At 72.9% G+C, this 14,060-nt stretch carries 12 protein-coding genes; 5 read left to right on the top strand and 7 right to left on the bottom strand.

Annotation, left to right across the window (positions count from 1 at the left end):
* From AKI01S_RS52020 to AKI01S_RS35980, 3 genes are all read left to right on the top strand, one after another.
* Window positions 1-1,429: GlnX family signal transduction membrane protein (locus tag AKI01S_RS52020; RefSeq protein ID WP_369688758.1), on the top strand; the 1,429-nt coding region annotated here is incomplete at its 5' end.
* Window positions 1,426-2,322 (top strand): glutamate ABC transporter substrate-binding protein, encoded by an 897-nt coding sequence (locus tag AKI01S_RS35985; protein WP_067828290.1) that lies wholly within the window; start codon window positions 1,426-1,428, stop codon window positions 2,320-2,322. The genes AKI01S_RS52020 and AKI01S_RS35985, both read left to right, overlap by 4 nt.
* 221 nt (window positions 2,323-2,543) lie before the next feature.
* On the top strand, window positions 2,544-3,728 hold the full coding sequence (locus tag AKI01S_RS35980) for a hypothetical protein (RefSeq protein ID WP_067828287.1): 1,185 nt from the start codon (window positions 2,544-2,546) through the stop codon (window positions 3,726-3,728).
* On the opposite strand, the gene AKI01S_RS35975 is transcribed toward AKI01S_RS35980, so the two are convergent.
* Window positions 3,689-4,333 carry a hypothetical protein gene (locus AKI01S_RS35975; protein WP_245681920.1) on the bottom strand — a complete coding sequence of 215 codons (645 nt, stop codon included), beginning with the start codon at window positions 4,331-4,333 and terminating at the stop codon, window positions 3,689-3,691. The two genes, AKI01S_RS35980 and AKI01S_RS35975, sit on opposite strands and share 40 nt — an antisense overlap.
* A 313-nt stretch (window positions 4,334-4,646) precedes the next feature.
* On the opposite strand from AKI01S_RS35975, the gene AKI01S_RS35970 reads away from it, so the two are divergent.
* The gene (locus AKI01S_RS35970; RefSeq protein WP_067828284.1) at window positions 4,647-5,627 is read left to right on the top strand and encodes an alpha/beta fold hydrolase; all 981 of its coding nucleotides are present in this window, start codon (window positions 4,647-4,649) and stop codon (window positions 5,625-5,627) included.
* Between the two features lie 556 nt (window positions 5,628-6,183).
* On the top strand, window positions 6,184-6,702 hold the full coding sequence (locus AKI01S_RS35965; protein ID WP_084000591.1) for a PH domain-containing protein: 519 nt from the start codon (window positions 6,184-6,186) through the stop codon (window positions 6,700-6,702).
* Here the strand turns inward: AKI01S_RS35965 and AKI01S_RS35960 are convergent.
* The 6 genes from AKI01S_RS35960 to AKI01S_RS35935 form a co-directional block, all read right to left on the bottom strand.
* Window positions 6,691-7,341: a response regulator gene (locus tag AKI01S_RS35960; RefSeq protein WP_067828281.1), complete on the bottom strand. Its 651-nt coding sequence runs from the start codon at window positions 7,339-7,341 to the stop codon at window positions 6,691-6,693. The two genes, AKI01S_RS35965 and AKI01S_RS35960, sit on opposite strands and share 12 nt — an antisense overlap.
* Complete coding sequence (locus AKI01S_RS35955; RefSeq protein WP_067828278.1) at window positions 7,338-8,492, bottom strand: sensor histidine kinase; 1,155 nt, start codon at window positions 8,490-8,492, stop codon at window positions 7,338-7,340. The genes AKI01S_RS35960 and AKI01S_RS35955 overlap by 4 nt, the downstream gene beginning before the upstream one ends.
* A 5-nt stretch (window positions 8,493-8,497) precedes the next feature.
* A complete protein-coding gene (locus tag AKI01S_RS35950; protein ID WP_067828275.1) occupies window positions 8,498-10,687 on the bottom strand; it encodes an MMPL family transporter in 2,190 nt (729 codons plus the stop codon).
* 136 nt (window positions 10,688-10,823) lie between these two features.
* A complete protein-coding gene (locus AKI01S_RS35945; protein ID WP_067828272.1) occupies window positions 10,824-12,236 on the bottom strand; it encodes an NAD(P)/FAD-dependent oxidoreductase in 1,413 nt (470 codons plus the stop codon).
* A gap of 118 nt (window positions 12,237-12,354) precedes the next feature.
* On the bottom strand, window positions 12,355-13,197 hold the full coding sequence (locus AKI01S_RS35940; RefSeq protein ID WP_067828269.1) for an ABC transporter permease: 843 nt from the start codon (window positions 13,195-13,197) through the stop codon (window positions 12,355-12,357).
* On the bottom strand, window positions 13,194-14,057 hold the full coding sequence (locus AKI01S_RS35935; RefSeq protein WP_067828266.1) for an ABC transporter permease: 864 nt from the start codon (window positions 14,055-14,057) through the stop codon (window positions 13,194-13,196). The genes AKI01S_RS35940 and AKI01S_RS35935 overlap by 4 nt, the downstream gene beginning before the upstream one ends.
* Between the last annotated feature and the right edge of the window lie 3 nt (window positions 14,058-14,060).

The following is a 14,060-nucleotide window of genomic DNA, read 5'->3' as shown; positions in this document are numbered from 1 at the left end:
GACCGCCGCCGTCCCGGCCGCCGCGCCGGTCGCCCCGCGCCGTCGGCGGCGGCTGACGCCGTCCACGACCGCGGGGCGCGTCCGCGCGCTCACCACCGCCGTCGTCGTCGCGCTCGGGGTGTCCCTCGGGGTGCTGTGGGCGGCCGTCGACGACGCCCGGGACGGCGTGCGGGTCATCGGGCACGACGCCGGCCCGCAGGTCGTGGCGACCGGCGACCTGTACTTCGCGCTCACCGACATGGACGCCCAGCTCGCCAACGCGCTGCTGGTCGGCCGCAGCACCGGCCTGGGCCTGACCCGCGAGCAGGCGCTGTCCCGGTACGACCAGAACCGCCGGGCGGCGGGCGAGGCGCTGCTGGCGGCGGGCAAGCTCGCCGACGAGGCCAGCGAGCAGCGGACCGCCCGCGACCTGCTGGACGCGCTGGGCCGCTACGACAACCTCGCCGGTCGCGCCCTGCAACTGGACGGGCAGTCCTCGCACGCGCCCGGCCCGCCGTCGCAGGAGGTCATCGCGCTCTACCGGAACGCCACCGACCTGATGAAGCTGGACCTGCTCCCCAAGGCCTACAACCTGACCCTCGACAACGGCACCCTGGTCCGCCACACCTACGAGGACGAGCGGCGCGCGGTCGTCTCCGGCACCGTCTGGGTCGTGGTCACCGGAGTGCTGCTGCTGGCGCTGCTGGTCGGGTTGCAGCTGTTCCTGGTGGTGCGGTTCCGGCGGCTGCTGAACCCGGCGCTGGCGGCGGCCACGGTCATCGCGCTGGTGCTGACCGCGTCGGCGGCGGTGATGCTGGGCGGCCAGGCGGGGCACCTGAAGAAGGCCAAGCAGGACGGGTTCGACTCGATCCTGGCGCTGTCGCGGGCCCGCGCGATCGGCAACAGCGCCAACGCCGACCAGACCCGCTACCTGCTGGACCCCGGCCGCGCCGACACCTACGAGCAGGTGTTCCTCAGCAAGTCCCAGTCGGTGCTGTACCTGCCGGCCCGGAGCCTGAGCGAGTACGCCGGGAAGGTGCAGACGGGCGTGGGCGACCTGCGCTCGCCGCAGATGCTCGGGTTCCTCGGCAGCGAGGCCAAACGGGTCGCGGCCGACGACACCATGCCCGACCTGGACCGGACGCTGCCGCAGGTGCTCGGGCACTGGCAGCGGTACCAGCGCGACGACCAGCGCATCCGGCAGCTCGTCAACGGCGGGCGGCGCGGCGAGGCGATCGGCGAGCGGCTCGGCGGCTCGGCCCGGGACTTCGCCGCCTACGACGCCTCCCTGGTCCGGCTCAGCGGCATCCACCGCAGGGCGTTCGACCAGGCCGTGGCCGACGGCGACAAGGGCACCCGGGGCTGGGAGTACGTGGTGCCCGCCGCCGGGCTGCTGATCCTGGTGCTGGTGCTGGTCGGCGTCCGCCCCCGGCTGGCGGAATACCGGTGACCGCCGCTCGGGGCACGCGGGCGTTCCGCGCCCTGGCCGCCGCCGTGGCGCTCGCGTCCGGCGCGGGCGCCTGCGGGGTGGCCGCCGCCGAGTCGGTCACCACCCGGCCGTCCCTGGTCGTCGGCGTCTACCCGGACCAGCCCGGACTGGGGATGCGCACGCCCGGCGGCGGCTACGAGGGCTTCGACGTCGACATCGCCCGGGAGGTCGCGCGGCGGCTGGGCGTGCCCGCCGGCCGGCTGATGTTCCGGCCGGTCGCCTCCGCCGACCGCGAGGCCCTGCTGGAGCGGGGCGCCGTGGACATGGTGGTGGCCAGCTACTCCATCACCCCCGAGCGCAAGACCCGCGTCACGTTCGCCGGCCCCTACTACGTCGCCCACCAGGACATCCTGGTGCCCGCGTCCGAACGCGTGCGCGGCCTGCGTGACCTGAAGGGGAAGCGGCTGTGCGAGGTGGAGGGCTCGGTGTCCTACCGGCGCGTCCGCGAGGAGAAGGGCGTCCCCGTCGTGCCCGGCCGGGCCCGGGGATACGCCCAGTGCCTGGCGATGCTGAGCAGCGGACAGCTTGACGCGGTCTCCACCGACGACCTGATCCTGGCGGGCCTGGCGGCGCAGGCGGCCCGGACCGGCGGGCCGAAGCTGAGGATCGCGGGGACGCCGTTCAGCGACGAGCCCTACGGCATCGGGCTGCGCCGCGACGACGTCGACGGCTGCGAGGCGGTCAACAAGGCCATCACCGCCATGTACCAGGACGGCACCGTCGAACGCCTGCTCGGCCGCTGGTTCGGCCCGGTCGGGCTGCACTACACCCGGACCGTCCCGCAGTTCGAGGGTTGCGACGAGCCGACGCCGCCGGTATCCGACGCAGGGGGTGTCCCCTTCCCCGGTCAGTGAGATCTGTCGGTTACGTAAGTCATGGTCGCCGCGCGTGATCGTAAGTTATGGTCGCGATCACAACACGTTTCGGAAATGCCGACCGGCCGGCGAGGAGTGTCCATGCCCTACCCGTTGCCACGCCCCCGGCGCGGCGGCTCCCGGCGCTGTGACGCCCGACCTTCCCTCGTCACCCACCAGCTCCCGGCCGTGACGCTCCCCGAGCCCGGCCGGACGGCGCCATGACCACCGCCATCCTCGTGGTGATGTGCGTCATGGTCGGGGCGCTCGAACTGTACGCGAGCAAGCAGAGCCGGGACCAGCAGCGCGCGTTCGTCCGGCGCATCGACGAGCTGAACGAGCAGGTCAGCAAGCAGAACAGCGTGCTGGTGACGGTCGGCGAGCAGCTCACCGCCGAGCTGTCGAAGGTCAAGCGCGAGGTGCTGCCCGCCCTGGACTCGCGGCTGCGGCACAACACCGACCGCGTCGAGGAGCTGGCGACCGTCGTGCACCACGCCGACGAGTTCGTCCGCGCCCAGGCCGGGCGGCTGCACGAGCTGGAGCAGCAGCGCGTCACGCTGGCCGCGCTGCGCCGCAAGCTCGGCGAGGTCGAGACCTCGGTCCGCACCGTCACCGCCACCGGCGCCGCCACCATGGAGGGCAAGGTCGACACCGCCCTGGACCGCCTCACCGACCTGGAACGCAGCGGCGCGGAGATCCTGGAGCTCCAGCGCACCCTCACCCGCACGCTGGAGGACGTCGAGGACGTCGTCGCCGAGCTGCTCCAGTTCACCGAGGGCAGCCTCGACGACGCGGTCACCACCACGCTGACCGGCCACCGCGGCAACGGCGGCGCGGCCGTCACCGCGACCGGGCGGCTGTGGACGCGCGACGCGCCGCTGGAGGACATCCTCACCGAGGTGTACGAGCGGTCGGTGCTGGCCGGCCGGCTGGAGATCCGGTTCCGGACCGTGGAGGGCCCCGACGGGACGGCCCCCGGCTCCCCCGAGCGCCGCCGCTACTTCCTCGGCGGCCAGCACTCCGACGACCTGGCGGGCGCGTTCACCGCCGTGCTCATCTCGACCGGCGCGGACCTGCCCCGCAACGGCGGGCCCGGCGGCCTGTCCCGCGAGCCGGGCGGCGTGCTCCCCCAGCGGGTCAGCCCGGTCCGGCCGCCCGAGGACGAGGCGGCGTTGAAGGCGCTGCTGCGCACCCTGTACGAGAGCGGCGGCGCGGTCGCCCAGATCGGGCCGCTGATGGCCGTGCGCACCCGCGACGAGCTGCTGTGCGCGATCCTCACCCCGGCCCAGTCGCTGGAGCTGGAGAGCGACGAGGTGTTCTGGGACCCCTCAGCCGCCGCCGAGCGCCTGCGCCGCCTGCCGTCCCATCAGCTGTGGGACCTGACCGTCTGGGGCGCCAACCCGTAGGCCCGCACGGTCCGCTCGTGCGGGGCCCCGATCCGCACCAGCACCGGGCACCACACGGCCCCGCTCGCCGGATCGACCTCGGCGCACAGCCCCACCCCGGCGGCGCGGTCGAGGAACACCACGTTCTGCACCGCCCGCGCCGCGCGCACCGCGTACGGCACCGACTTGGGGTCGCCGTTCTCGAACAGCTCCTCGAACGTCAGCCGCCGCGCGAACCGCACCAGCCCCTCGGCGTCCACCACACGGCTGCCGACGGCCTCCGACGGCCCGGCGATGACGATGCCGAAGCTGGGGTCCTCGCGGCCCCGGACGTAGATCTCCCGGTCGGGCTCCAGGCCCTCGCGCCGGGCGGGCAGGTGCAGGCCGAAGCCGGACCCGCCGTTCACGAACGCCGGCGGTCCGACCGTCACGCCCGCCACCGGCGACGCGCCCTCGGGGGGCCGCCACCCCGGCAGGTAGACGCCGAGCCCGCGCAGCAGCAGCCGCCACACCGGCCGCCCGGTGACGTCGGACACGAACTCCCCGCGCGCGCCCCGCGGCCCGCCGTTCCCCGCCCCGGGCCCTCCGTCGCCCGCCCGGGGGTGGGGCACCTTCGTGCCGTCCATGCCGCCATCCTCCGTCGCCGATCACCCCCCGCACAAGACCAACGAAAACAACACCCCGCGAGAACAATCCCCACCACCCCGCCACCGGGGCGTTCGCGACGGATCCCGGGCCGCCTCCGTGAACGGAACGTCCCGGGCCTTGCCGCCAAAGCGAAGGCGGTCGTCCGGGCAGGACATGGCGTGAGCTCTGACGACGGTTCCGAGGCCCGGATTTGCCGGGTCGGCAAACGAACTCGTCCTCCGGGCGGAGCCCCGTGCATGATCGGCATCGGCTCGACGAAACGGCGGAAGTGAGCCGTCCCGAAGGAGACACATGTCGCAGCACACCCCCGAGGTCACGCACCGGCTGGTCTCCTCCCCGGGAGGCCGGATCCACCTCGTGGAGCAGGGAACCGGGCCGCTGGTGCTGCTCGTGCACGGCTTCCCGGAGTCCTGGTACTCCTGGCGCCACCAACTGCCGGCACTCGCGGCGGCGGGATACCGCGCGGTCGCCATCGACGTCCGCGGCTACGGCCGCTCCTCCAAGCCGGTCGCGGCGGACGCGTACCGGATGGTCGACCTCGTGGAGGACAACGTCTCGGTCGTGCGGGCCCTGGGCGAGGAGTCGGCGGTGGTCGTCGGCCACGACTGGGGCGCGACCATCGCCGCCGACTCCGCCCTGCTCAGGCCGGAGGTCTTCCGCGCCGTGGGACTGCTGAGCGTTCCCTACGCCCCGCGCGGCGGCCCCCGCCCCGGCGAGGTCTTCGCGCGGATGGGCGGGGAGGAGGAGTTCTACGTCTCCTACTTCCAGGAGCCGGGCCGCGCCGAGGCCGAGATCGAACCCGACGTCCGCGGCTGGCTCGCGGGCTTCTACGCGGCCTTGTCCGCCGACACCATGCCCGCGCCCGGAGCTCCCGACCCGCACTTCGTCAGCAGGGGCGGGACGCTGCGGGACCGCCTGCCCGCCGGCCGCCTGCCCGCCTGGCTCAGCGACAGGGACCTCGACGTCTACGCCGGGGAGTTCGAGCGGACCGGCATGACCGGAGCGCTCAACCGCTACCGGAACATGGACCGCGACTGGGAGGACCTCGCCGCCTTCGACGGCGCCCCCATCACCCAGCCGTCCCTGTTCGCCGGCGGCGGCCTGGACGCCTCCACGACCTGGCTGGCCGACGCGATCGAGGCGTACCCGGTCACGCTGCCGGGCCTGATGTCCTGCCACATCCTCGACGGCTGCGGCCACTGGATCCAGCAGGAACGCCCCGCCGAGGTCAACCGGCTCCTGACCGACTGGCTCGCCGCCCTGCCCACCTGAGCCACCACCGGACCGAGCGTCGCCATGGCTCACAGGCTGTGCAGCGCTTCTCCCAGATCGCTCCCCTGGTCGGCATACCCGAAGATCGTCCCGTCGCCGCCGTCGAAGGCCGGGAACCACCGGCGTTGAGGTGGACCAACGTTGAGGCGGACGGGCCCAGTCGCGCGTTCGGTCGCGCGTTCGGAGTTCGACGCGCTGGTCCTGCGCCGCCATGGAGACGCCGGGGTCCGCCTGGAGCGCCCGGGGGTCGTGCACCTCGTCGGCTCTCACATGATCGGGGCGCATCCGGAGCCGCCCGGAGCCGCCCGGTCCCGGAGGCGGCGCCTGGAGTCGGGCCGTCACCGCGGCGAACACGGTGGGTCATCGGCATCGCCGCCGGTCACCAACGGCGCCGCCGCATCGTCGTCGGGGCCGTCGCTTCGCGGACGGCGGGTTGTCGCTCGACGGGTGGCGGGCCGTCGTCGGGTCGTTGCCCACAACCCTCCGCGCGGGCACTGCCCCGGGCCGTCCGGGTCGGATACCGTTGACCCCAACAGATCATGACGAGGACATCGCGATGAACGTGCAGGACATGGTCGTCTTCCGCGACGCGGGATCACGGACCGTTGACCGGTATCTCATGTCCCACGAGGGACGCGTCATCGCGGTGCGGCGGCACCCGGCCGTGCTGCTGACCCCGGTCGCGGTCGTGGTGGTCGGGCTGGTCGCGTGCGCGCTGCTGAGCGCGGCGGTCGGGACGGCCTGGGTGTGGTGGCTGTGGGTGGTGACGCTCGGCTATCTGATGTGGAAGGTCCTCGCCTGGTCGATCGAGTTCTTCCTGGTGACCGAGCACCGGGTGATGGTCATCAGGGGCGTGCTGAGCCGCACGGTCGCGATGATGCCGCTGGCGAAGGTCACCGACATCAAGCTGGAGCGTTCGCTGACGGGCCGTCTGCTGGGCTACGGCGAGTTCGTGATGGAGTCGGCGGGCCAGAAGCAGGCGCTGCGGAACGTGAAGTTCATGCCGTACCCGGAGCAGCTGTACCTGGAGGTCTCCTCGGTCATCTTCGGCGCCGAGGACGCGTCACCGGACTGATCCCCGGCGGGGCAGCAGGCCGCGTTCCATCGCGACGACCACGGCGCGCGTGCGGTCGCTGACGTCCAGTTTGGCGAACACGCGCAGCAGGTGCGTCTTGACGGTCGCCTCCCCGATGAACAGCCGGTCGCCGATCTCGGCGTTGGACAGGCCGTCGGCGACGGCGGTCAGCACGTCCACCTCGCGCGGGGTGAGCGTCACCGGCGCGGGGCGGCGCATCCGGGCGACCAGCCGCTCGGCGACCCGCGGCGCGAGAACGGTCTCCCCCCGCGCCGCGGCGCGGATGGCGTCGACCAGCTGCGCGCGGGTGGCGTCCTTGAGCAGGTATCCGACGGCCCCGGCCTCGACGGCGCGCTCGATCTCCTCGTCGGTGTCGTAGGTCGTCAGGATCAGCACCCGGGTCGGCGCGGGCCCGGCGACGATCCGGGCGGTGGCGGCGACCCCGTCCAGCTCGGGCATCCGCAGGTCCAGCAGGACGACGTCGGGTTCCAGGCGCTCGACGAGCTCGGCGCCCTCCCGGCCGTCGCCCGCCTCGCCCACGATCTCGATGCCGGGTTCGGCGGCCAGCAGCGCGGCCACCCCCGCGCGCATCACGACGTGGTCGTCCACCAGGACGACGCGGACCGTCCGCTCGTTCACTTGACCTCCGGGTCGTCGCTGAGGGGAAGCACGGCGAGCACGCGGGTGCCGTCGCCGAGGGAGCTGGTGACGGTCAGCTCGCCGCCGAGCTCGGCCAGACGGCGGCGCATCCCGTCCAGGCCGAAGCCCCGCGCCCGCGCGACGACGAAGCCCTTCCCGTCGTCGGTGATCTCCAGCTCGACGCCGTGCGGGTGCCGTTCCAGCACGACGCCGACCGTGGTGGCGTCCGCGTGCTTGCGGACGTTGGCCAGCGACTCCTGCGTGCAGCGCAGCAGCGCGATCCGGGTCGGCCGGTCGCACTCGACGTCGGGCAGCTCGGCGGTGACGGTGATGCCGGTGTCCTCGGCGAACCGGTCCAGCGTGCGGCGCAGCGCCCGCGCCACCGAGCCGGACGCGACGCCCTCCTGCGGCGCGGAGCCGACCAGCGCGCGGGCCTCGGCGAGGTTCTCGCGGGCGGTGTTCTCGATGGACGTCAGCTGCCGGGCGCTCCGGGCGGGGTCGCCGTCGAGGTTGGTGCGGGCGGCCTCGGCCAGCACGACGATGGACGCCAGTCCCTGGGCGAGGGTGTCGTGGATCTCCCGGGCGAGGCGTTCGCGTTCCTCGGTCGCGCCCTGCCGCCGGTGCGCCTCGGCCAGCTGGTTCCGGGTCTCGACCAGTTCGGCGTCGAGGCGGCGGGTGCGGTCCTCGTTGTCCCGCAGGAACCGATGCACCCCCAGCCCCAGCAGCGCCGACACGACGTAGGCGATGACCGTGACGGCGGCACCGGCGCCCACCTGGCCGTGCCCGACCAGGCCGCCGACGACGACGGCCACCGCCCCGGCCCCGCTCGCGGCCAGGGCCTCGCGCGGTCGCCGGGCGAGGAACCAGAACTGCGGGACCGCCGCGACGAACAGCGGCGCCCCGCCCGACATCAGCGACAGCGCGCCGAGGCCGAGGACCAGCACGCACAGGTAGGCGCGCGGGCCCAGCGGCCGTGGGAGGCGTCCCACGGCCGCGTAGGCGAGACCGAGCACGGCCGACAGGGTCAGCGACCAGTACTTGGCGGGTCCGGGCTCGTCGAGCACGGCGATCACCGGGGGCCACAGGCCGCCCAGCACCCAGGCGAGGGTGTACCAGCGGCGGAGCCGACCGGTTCCGGACCGTTCATCCATGTCGATCAGCCTACGGTCGCGTCGGTCCGGGCCGGTGCGACGACGACGTCCCGCCGGACGCCGCGCGACGGCCACCAGGTGCGCTCGCCCAGCAGCAGCAACAGCGAGGGCAAGATCAGCGAGCGGACGACGAACGCGTCCAGCAGCACCGCCACCGCCAGGCTGAACCCGATCTGCTTGATCTCGATGATGTGCAGTCCGACGAAGCTGGCGAACACCGTCACCATCACGAACGCGGCGCTGGTGACCACGCCCGCCGAGGCGCGCAGGCCGTCCAGCACGGCCGTGCGGGTCGGGACGCCGTCTCGCACGGCCTCGCGGACCCGGCTGAGCACGAACACCTGGTAGTCCATCGACAGCCCGAACAGGATCACGAACAGGAACAGCGGCACCCGGGCCCCGATCGAGCCGGTGGAGGTGAAGCCGAGCAGCCCCTCCGCCCAGTCGTTCTGGAAGACCGCCACCAGCACGCCCAGCGACGCCGCCGCCGACAGCAGGTTCAGCGCCAGGCCGACCGCGCCCAGCACGACCGAGCGGAACGCCCACGCCGTCACCGCGAAGGTCACCAGCAGCAGCGCCCCGATGACCAGCGGAAGGCGCTGTTTCTGGTGCGCCGGGTAGTCGACGTAGCGGGCGACCTCCCCCGACACTGCCGTCTCGACGCCGGGCAGGCGGCCGGTGGTGGCCGGGATCAGGTCGGCGCGCAGCCGGGCGAGGGAGTCCTGCGCGGCCCTGTCGCTCACGTAGTGCGGGACCGGCAGGTGCAGCATCGCGATGCGTCCGTCGGGCGAGGTGCGCAGCACCGGCGTGCCCGTGAAGATCCGTTCGTCGGCGGCGCGGCGCTGGAGGTCGCGCAGCGCGCCGGTCAGCTCGGCGGTGCGGCCCGTCCCGTCCGCGCGCACCAGCACCTGGTGGTTGGCCTTCAGCTCGGGGAACGCCTGGTTCATCCGGTCGTAGGTCCGCATGGCGGGGATGGAACGGGAGTGGGTCTCCTGGCCCATGTCGGTGAGGTTCAGGCCGAGCAGCGGCAGGGACAGCGCGAGCATCGCCAGCGTCGACACGGCCAGGGTCACGCCGGGACGCCGGACGGTGGGACGCAGCATCGCCTCGGTGAAGCGGCCCGCGCGGGCCTTCGGCTGTCGCGTCCCACCCTTGGCGGCGCGGCGGGCGGCCCGGCGTTCGGTACGCGCCCCGAGGACGGCCAGCAGGGCGGGCAGAACGGTCAGCGAGCTCAGCACGGCGGCCAGCGTCACCACGATCGCGGCCGTGGCGATCGAGGAGAAGATGACGTCGTCGGCCAGGTACAGGGTGGCGCTGGAGACGGCGACCGCCAGCCCCGACAGCACGACGGCGCGGCCCGAGGTGGCGGCGGCCAGCTCGACCAGGGCGCGGGAGTCCAGCCGCCCGCCGGAGCGGGCCCGTTCCTCGCGTTCGCGCTTGAGGTAGAACAGGGTGTAGTCGACGCCGACCGCCATGCCGATCATCAGGATGATGTTCGCGCCGACCCCCGCGTCCGGGAACACGTGCGAGGCCAGCGCCGACAGCCCGACCGCGGCGGCGATCGAGGACAGCGCCAGCAGCAGCGGCACCGTCGCCATCGCCGCCGAGCGGAACACCAGCAGCAACGTCAGCAGCGTGATCGGGATCGCGATGATCTCGGTGCGGGCCAGGTCGTCCGAGCGCAGCTTCGCGACGCCGCTGCTGACCGACGGGCTGCCGGTCTCCTCCATCAGCACGCCGGGATGCGCGCGCTGCGCCTCGGCCGTCTGCGCGCGCAGCGGCGCGACGTGCTTGGCGGCGTCGAGTTCCGGGCCGCGCATCGTGACGTCCACGCGGACGGCCCTGCCGTCGGCCGAACGGACCGGCGCGGCCACCGAGCTCACCTCGGGCAGCCGCCGCATCCGCTCGGAGACGTCCCGGGCGGCGGCGTCGGCGGCGGCGGGGTCCAGGGCCGTCGCGCCGGGCCGGGCGGTGATCAGCACCCGGTCCACCGGCCGCCGGGCCAGCCCGCCCTCGGCGGCGATGGCCTCGGCCCGTCCGGCCTCGCCGATCCGGTAGTCCTCGGTGGCGGCGGGGTTGGAGCCGATCCCCAGGCCCGCGCCCAGGCACAGCGCGACGAACAGGAACCATCCGGCGATCGCCCGCCAGGGATGCCCGGCGCTCCACCGGGCCATGCGTACGGTCAGGTTTCTCATGGCCCCCACGCTCGCGTGCGGACCGTCCCGCGCGGCAGCCTCGACCGGTGGAATCCGTTGTCCACCGATCGGTGGACAACGGGGAGAAAACGCAGGTGAGGCGCGGTCCCGGTGGGGACCGCGCCTCATCCTCCGGTCAGGAGTCGAAGCCGAGACCGAAGCGGTCGAGGGTCTTCAGCCACAGTCCGCGGCGGCCGCCGTTGCGGTCGGCGCGGGCGATCTCGCGGCGGGTCAGTTCGATCGCCGCGTACCGCAGGGGCTCCGGCGGGAACGGGACCGGCTTGGTGCGGACCATCCTCAGCCGGGTGCGCTCGGTCTCCTCGCCCTTGGCCAGGCCCACGCCGAGCCGGTCGAGCATGACGTCGGCGCCGAACCGGGTCGCGCCCACGCCGAGGCCCGTGTAGCCGACCGCGTAGGCCAGGCGGTCGTCGTAGGCGGTGCCGAAGAACGCGCAGAAGCGGCTGCACGTGTCGATGACGCCGCCCCAGGTGTGGGTGAACTGGACGCCCTCCAGCTGCGGGAACGTCGTGAAGAAGTGCTTGGACAGCGTCGCGAACGTCTCCGGGCGGCGTTCCAGGTCCGAACGCAGGTCGTTGCCGAAGTGGTAGATGGCGTCGTATCCGCCCCACAGGATCCGGTCGTCGGACGTCAGCCGGTAGTAGTGGAACTGGTTGGCGCTGTCGCCGAGCCCCTGCCGGTTCCGCCAGCCGATCGCCTCGCGCTGCCCGGCGGTCAGCGGCTCGGTCACCATCGCGTAGTCGTAGACCGGCACCAGGAAGTGCCTGAGCCGCTTCAGCAGGGGCGGGAAGACCCCGGTGCCGAGCGCGACCTTCCGGGCGGTGACGGAGCCGTAGGCGCCGCCGAGGCGGAGATCGCCGTTGGTCTCGCGGCGCAGCGACGTCACGCGCGTGTTCTCGTAGATGCGCACGCCCAGCGAACGGCACGCGTCCGCCAGGCCCCAGGCGAGCTTGGCGGGGTTCACCATGGCGACGCCCTCGTGGTCCCACAGCGCCCCCAGGTAGGTGGGCGAGTTCACCTCGGCGCGGACCTCGTCGGTCCCGAGCAGCGACGGGCTCCACCCCAGTTCGGCCGCCCGGTCGGCGACCTCCTGGAGGTCCTTCATCTGCCATTCCTCGGTGGCGATGTCCATCTCGCCGGTGAGCTCCCACTCGGCGTCGATGCCGTAGCGTTCGAGGGTCTCGCCGATGGCGACCAGGTTCTCGCGGCCGAGGCGTTCCAGGACGGGCATCTCGTCGGGCCAGCGTTCCAGGCCGTTGCCGATGCCGTGGGTGAGGCTGGCGGCGCAGAAGCCGCCGTTGCGGCCCGAGGCCGCCCCGCCGACCCGGTCGGCCTCCAGGACGACCACGTCGAGCGAGGGGTCGCGTTCCTTGGCCCGCAGCGCGGTCCACAGTCCCGTGTAACCGCCGCCGACGACGGCCAGGTCGCAGGTGACCCGCCCGGCCAAGGCGGCTCCCGGATCGGGCCGGGACGGGTCGGTGAGCCAGTAAGAGGACGGTTCAGCGTGGGTGAGCGCCTTTAGAGCGTTCACACTTTCAGCTCCCTTGGCGGTCCGCGCCGGACCGTTCGTCCGGCGCGGACCAGGATTCTTTTCCGTTGGTTCCTTATGAAGTTGTGGGTCGGGAGGCCTTGAGGGGGTGTCGCGGGCGTCAGGTGTTGCGGGCCCGGCGGCGGGACGCCGCGATGTTGACCACCGCCAGCAGGACGCCCACCGCGAAGATGAGCGTGCCCATGACGTTGACCTGGGGCGGGGTGCCGGTGCGGGTGGAGGACCAGACCCACAGCGGGAACGTCTGCGTCGCGCCGCTGGTGAAGTTGGTGATGATGAAGTCGTCCACCGACAGGGCGAACGCCAGCATCGCGCCCGACACCACACCCGGCATGATCATCGGTAGGGTGACCAGCCGGAACGTGGTCAGGGGCCCGGCCCCCAGGTCCTTGGCGGCCTCCTCGATCCGGGGGTCGAGGCCGACGGCGCGGGCCCGCACGGTGATGGCCACGAACGACACCGAGAACATCACGTGCGCGGCGAGGATCGTCAGGTAGCCGCGCGGCGTCTCCAGCGCCACGAACATCGACAGCAGCGACGCGCCCATGACCAGCTCGGGGCAGGAGATCGCGGCGAACATCACCAGGTTCGCCACGCCCTGGCCGCGGAACCGGTAGCGGCCCAGCGCCAGCCCCACCAGCGTGCCCAGCACCGTGGCGAACACGGTGGTGAGCAGCGCGATGGTCAGCGAGTTGACCAGCGCGGTGGTGAGGTCCTTCTTCTCGAACAGGCGGGCGTACCACTTGAGGGTGAAGCCCTCCCACTGGAAGTTCTGCTTGGAGTGGGTGTCGTTGAAGCCGAACAGGATCATCACGGCGACCGGCAAGACCAGCCAGGCGACCAGCAGGATCGTGTAGGCCTGCAGGCCGCGGCCGCGCAGCGGGTTGCGGCGGCGGGGCCGGGGCGGGGCGGCCGGGGCGGGGGAGGTGACGGTGGTGGTCATCGTGCTGCCGCCTCCAGGACGTCCTTGGTGCCGAGTGCCCGGGCGTAGGCGAAGATCCCGGCGAGCAGCAGCGCCATCAGGGCGAACGACAGGGCCGAGGCCGTGTGGTAGTTGCTCTGGGTGAAGTACTCGGACTGGATCACGTTGCCGATCATGGTGTTGCCGGGGCCGCCGAGCACCGAGGCGTTGACGTAGTCGGAGGTGACCGGCACGAACGTCATGATCACACCGGCGAACACGCCGGGCAGCGACAGCGGCAGCACCACCCGCCGGAACGCCTCGAAGCGCCCGGCGTACAGGTCGTAGGCGGCCTCGATGACGCGGTAGTCGATCCGTTCCAGCGCCACGTAGATCGGCAGGATCATGAACGGCAGGAAGTTGTAGGTCAGCCCCGACACCACGGCGAAGCCGCTGTCGAGGACGTGGAAGCCGTCGGGCAGCAGCCCCCACGACTTCAGCGGGCCGAGCACCGGGCCGTTGTCGGTGAGCACCAGCTTCCAGGAGATGGTGCGCAGCACGAACGACACGAAGAACGGCAGCAGCAGCAGGAACAGCCAGGTGGACTTGTGCCGTCCGCCCTTGAACGCGATCCAGTACGCCGCCGGGTAGGCCAGCGCGATGCACGCCGCGGTGGCCAGCAGCCCGTACCACAGCGACCGGACGATCTTGTCGCCGTAGGTGCCGATGGCGTCGGTGTAGTTCTGCCAGTGCCAGGTCTGGGTGAACCCGTCGATCAGGTTGCCGGTCATCAGCGACACCGACGCCATGAAGATCAGCGGGATGGCGAAGAACGCCGTCAGCCACAGCCCGCCCGGCAGGATGAGCAGGTAGGGCGTGAGCCGCCCCTTGAGTCCGGTCATCGG

This window comes from Actinomadura kijaniata NBRC 14229 (assembly GCF_001552175.1).
GTDB classification, from domain to species: Bacteria; Actinomycetota; Actinomycetes; order Streptosporangiales; family Streptosporangiaceae; genus Spirillospora; species Spirillospora kijaniata.
The sequence above is the reverse complement of the archived record's forward strand: the minus strand, read 5'-3'. Positions and strand labels throughout refer to the sequence as shown.

What these genes read in the sequence shown, in the direction of transcription:
- AKI01S_RS35980 (WP_067828287.1), top strand. Translation starts at nt 2,544, where the DNA reads ATGACCACCGCCATCCTCGTGGTGATGTGCGTCATGGTCGGGGCGCTC.
- AKI01S_RS35975 (WP_245681920.1), bottom strand. Translation starts at nt 4,333, where the DNA reads ATGGACGGCACGAAGGTGCCCCACCCCCGGGCGGGCGACGGAGGGCCC.
- AKI01S_RS35970 (WP_067828284.1), top strand. Translation starts at nt 4,647, where the DNA reads ATGTCGCAGCACACCCCCGAGGTCACGCACCGGCTGGTCTCCTCCCCG.
- AKI01S_RS35965 (WP_084000591.1), top strand. Translation starts at nt 6,184, where the DNA reads ATGAACGTGCAGGACATGGTCGTCTTCCGCGACGCGGGATCACGGACC.
- AKI01S_RS35955 (WP_067828278.1), bottom strand. Translation starts at nt 8,492, where the DNA reads ATGGATGAACGGTCCGGAACCGGTCGGCTCCGCCGCTGGTACACCCTC.
- AKI01S_RS35950 (WP_067828275.1), bottom strand. Translation starts at nt 10,687, where the DNA reads ATGAGAAACCTGACCGTACGCATGGCCCGGTGGAGCGCCGGGCATCCC.
- AKI01S_RS35940 (WP_067828269.1), bottom strand. Translation starts at nt 13,197, where the DNA reads ATGACCACCACCGTCACCTCCCCCGCCCCGGCCGCCCCGCCCCGGCCC.
- AKI01S_RS35935 (WP_067828266.1), bottom strand. Translation starts at nt 14,057, where the DNA reads ATGACCGGACTCAAGGGGCGGCTCACGCCCTACCTGCTCATCCTGCCG.